We start from the raw sequence: 3704 nt of genomic DNA, 5'->3' as shown, positions 1-3704 counted from the left end.
GCTGGCTGCTGCCGCCCGCCGCGGGCACCCCGGTCACCGACCCGGCCGAGCTGCGCGCCGCCCTCGACCAGGCCGCCCGGCTCATCGAGGCCGCCGACAACTGCCGCTGAGCCGCACCCTCCGGCCGCACCGATAATGGACGGCGGGCCGCCCGCGGCGGCCCGCACCGGAAGCGAACGGCAGTGGGCAGGGGCGAGAAGCAGTGGCACGTCGAGGAGCGGCCCGCGGCGAGCGCGGACAGCGCGCCGACCGCAGGGACCGGACGGCGGGCGTCGTCGCCGAACCCGTGGACGGCGGCCTGGCCGAACTCGTACCCGACCGGGAGCGCCGCCGCGCCTGGACGCTGACCGTCGACGGGGCCCCGCAGTCCCACGTGGACCTCGACGACCCGGCGCACCTCGCCTTCGAGTACCAGCGCCGCATCGGCCACCTCATCGACCTCGCCGCGCCCGCCGGGCAGCCGCTGCACGTCCTGCACCTGGGCGGCGGGGCGTTCACGCTCGCCCGCTACACCGCCGCCACCCGCCCCCGGTCCACCCAGCAGGTCATCGAGGCCGACGCGGCCCTCGTGCAGCTGGTGCGCCGCGAACTGCCGCTGGACCCGCAGGCCAGGATCAGGGTCAGGTCCACCGACGCCCGCGCGGGCCTCGGCAAGATCCAGGACGACTGGGCCGACCTCGTCGTCGCGGACGTCTTCAGCGGCGCCCGCACCCCCGCCCACCTCACCACCACCGAGTTCCTCGCCGAGGTGCGCCGCGTCCTGAAACCCGGCGGGAGCTACATCGCCAACCTCGCGGACGGGCCGCCGCTGGCCCATCTGCGCGGCCAGATCGCCACCGCGGCCACCGTCTTCCCCCACCTCGCGCTCGCCGCCGACCCCACCGTGTGGCGGGGCCGCCGCTTCGGCAACGCCGTACTGGTCGCCTCCGACACGGCGCCGGAGATCGCCCGGTTCACCCGCCGGGTCGCGACCGACCCGCACCCCGGACGCGTCGAACACGGCCGCGCCCTCGCGGACTTCACCGGCGGCGCGGCCCCCGTCCACGACGCGGACGCCCGCCCCTCGCCCCCGCCGCCCCCGGACGCCTTCCGCTGAGCGCTCAGGAGTTGACGATGTCCACCTGGGGCGCGTGGGCGTTCCAGGTGCAGAAGATGGAGACCGTCGTCCCGTCGTCCCGGGCGAAGTTGACCCGTATCCAGGTCGTGTCGGACCACACCTGCATCGACCAGTCCGGCTCCGGGGTCGCCGACACCAGCTCCGCCGAGTCGGCGCCCAGCTCGAAGACGACCCGGCCGCCCTTCGTCGTGTAGCTGCGCGCCTCCCCGGACGCGGTGGCGGCCACGGACGCCGGGCGCGGGGTGTTGGGCGCCGGGGTGCGCGAGGGCACCGGCGTACGGGACGGCGGGGCGGACGGCTCACGGGAGGGGGGCCGGGGCGCCGGATCGGCCGGGGCGGACGAGGACGGGCGGTGCGTGGACGGCGTGAGGTCCTGCGGCGTGGGCGCGGCGACCGGCAGCGCGCGCGGCGGGTCGTACACCGTGTCCGCCAGGACCGCGTGCACACCCCACCACGACACCGTGACCGCCCCGCCCGTGGCGAGCGCCCAGGCCAGCGCGTGTACCAGACCTCGTTGCATCTTCAATATCCTGCACCACAAACCCGGAGAGCACCCCACCCCGGCCCGGGCCCGATGGCGTACGGTGCCGCCCATGCCCAGTGTGCTCGTGGTCGAGGACGACCAGTTCGTGCGGTCCGCGCTCATCCGGCACCTCACCGAGGCCGGCCACACCGTACGCAGCGTGGGCACCGCCCTGGAAGCGCTGCGCGAGGTCGCCCACCTCCGCTTCGACGTCGTCGTCCTCGACCTCGGGCTGCCCGACCTCGACGGCGCCGAGGCGCTGAAGATGCTGCGCGGCATCACCGACGTCCCCGTCATCATCGCGACCGCCCGCGACGACGAGAGCGAGATCGTCCGGCTGCTCAACGACGGCGCCGACGACTACCTCACCAAACCGTTCTCCGTGGAGCACCTGTCGGCCCGGATGGCCGCCGTGCTCCGCCGGGCCCGGGCCGCCGGCGGCGACGCCCCGCCCTCCCGCGTCATCCGGGTCGGCGGCCTGTCCATCGACCCGCTGCGCCGGCGGGCCGAACTCGACGGCACCGCGCTCGACCTCACCCGCCGCGAGTTCGACCTGCTGGCCTTCCTGGCCGGCCGCCCCGGCGTCGTCGTCCCCCGCCGGGAACTGCTCGCCGAGGTGTGGCAGCAGTCCTACGGGGACGACCAGACCATCGACGTCCATCTGTCCTGGCTCCGGCGCAAGCTCGGCGAGACCGCCGCCCGGCCCCGCTACCTGCACACGCTGCGCGGCGTCGGCGTCAAGCTCCAGCCCCCGGAGCAGTCGGCATGAGATGGGCCCTGGTCAAGGTCTGCCTGGCCGTCACCGCCATGGTCGTGGTCGCCTTCGCCGTGCCGCTCGGGCTGGTCGTCGAGGAGATGGCCCGCGACCGCGCGTTCTCCGACGCCGAGCGCCAGGCCGCGACCATCGCCCCGACCCTCTCCATCACCACCGACCGGGCCCAGCTGGAGAAGGCCGTCCTCAGCACCGAACCCGGCGCCGCCGGCCGGATGGCCCTCCACCTCCCGGCCACCGGCGAACCCGGCGGCGTCGCCGTGGACATCGGCCGCACCCGCGCCACCGCCCGGCAGCTGGCGACCGTACGCACCTCCGGGCGCGCCGCCGTCACCGAGGTCCCCGGCGGCTCCGTGCTGCTCCAGCCGACCGCCGTGGGGCCTCCCGGCGGCATCGCCGTCGTCGAGGTCTTCGTCCCCCAGGACGCGGTGTCCTACGGGGTGACCAGCGCCTGGCTGATCCTGGCGGGCGTCGGGGTCGCGCTCGTCGTGGGGTCGGTCGCCGTCGCCGACCGCCTCGGCGTCCGCATGGTCGAGCCCGCCCGGCGCCTCGCGCGCGCCGCCCACGACCTGGGGGAGGGGCGGCTCGGCACCCGCGTCCCCGAGGAGGGCCCGGACGAACTGCGCTCCGCCGCCGTGGCGTTCAACGCCATGGCCGGCCAGGTCGTCCAGCTCCTGGCCAACGAGCGCGAAAGGGCCGCCGACCTCTCGCACCGGCTGCGCACCCCGCTCACCGTCCTGCGGCTGAACGCCGCCTCCCTCGGCGAGGGCCCGGCGGCCGAGCAGACCCGCGCGGCCGTCGAACAGCTGGAGCGCGAGGTGGACACCATCATCCGGACCGCCCGCGAGCAGCGCCCGCAGACCCAGCCCGGCGGGCCGGTCGCCGGCTGCGACGCCTCCGAGGTCATCCGCGCCCGCATGGCCTTCTGGTCTGCGCTGGCCGAGGACGAGGGCCGCGAGGCGCGCCTGGCGGGGGTGGACCGTACGGCGCGCATCCCGGTGGCCCGTGCCGACCTGGCCGCCGCGCTCGACGCCCTGCTCGGCAACGTCTTCCGGCACACCCCGGAGGGCACCGCCTTCGCGGTCGACGTGCGGCACGGCGGCGAGGCGGTGACCGTGCTCGTCTCGGACGCCGGGGGCGGGATCGCCGACCCGGATGCGGCCCTGGAACGCGGCCGGGCCCGGGAGGCGGTGGGCTCGACGGGGCTCGGGCTCGACATCGTGCGCCGGGTCGCCGAGTCCACCGGCGGCGAGGTGCGCATCGGCCGCTCCGCGCTGGGCGGCGCGGAGGTC

4 protein-coding genes are annotated in these 3704 nt (G+C 76.3%); 3 read left to right on the top strand and 1 reads right to left on the bottom strand.

Annotation, left to right across the window (positions count from 1 at the left end):
- Positions 1–202 precede the first annotated feature (202 nt).
- On the top strand, positions 203–1096 hold the full coding sequence (locus MHW47_RS33350; RefSeq protein ID WP_239227590.1) for a spermidine synthase: 894 nt from the start codon (positions 203–205) through the stop codon (positions 1094–1096).
- 4 nt (positions 1097–1100) lie between these two features.
- Here MHW47_RS33350 and MHW47_RS33345 read toward each other — a convergent pair whose 3' ends face one another.
- Positions 1101–1637, bottom strand: coding sequence for a hypothetical protein (locus tag MHW47_RS33345; RefSeq protein WP_239227589.1), 537 nt, complete (start codon positions 1635–1637; stop codon positions 1101–1103).
- 73 nt (positions 1638–1710) lie between these two features.
- Between MHW47_RS33345 and MHW47_RS33340 the strand changes: the two genes are divergently transcribed.
- Both MHW47_RS33340 and MHW47_RS33335 read left to right on the top strand, forming a co-directional pair.
- A complete protein-coding gene (locus MHW47_RS33340) occupies positions 1711–2409 on the top strand; it encodes a response regulator transcription factor (RefSeq protein ID WP_239227588.1) in 699 nt (232 codons plus the stop codon).
- Positions 2406–3704 (top strand): HAMP domain-containing sensor histidine kinase (locus MHW47_RS33335; RefSeq protein WP_239227587.1); only part of this gene is annotated, 1299 nt, incomplete at its 3' end. The genes MHW47_RS33340 and MHW47_RS33335, both read left to right, overlap by 4 nt.

It is taken from the genome of Streptomyces sp. OfavH-34-F, from assembly GCF_022347745.1.
In the GTDB taxonomy this organism is placed as follows: domain Bacteria; phylum Actinomycetota; class Actinomycetes; order Streptomycetales; family Streptomycetaceae; genus Streptomyces.
Note: the sequence above shows the minus strand (reverse complement) of the source record. Positions and strands in the feature narration are given on the sequence as shown.

Excerpts from the sequence above, each read along its gene's own strand:
- MHW47_RS33345 (WP_239227589.1), bottom strand. The coding sequence starts at position 1,637 with ATGCAACGAGGTCTGGTACACGCGCTGGCCTGGGCGCTCGCCACGGGC.
- MHW47_RS33340 (WP_239227588.1), top strand. The coding sequence starts at position 1,711 with ATGCCCAGTGTGCTCGTGGTCGAGGACGACCAGTTCGTGCGGTCCGCG.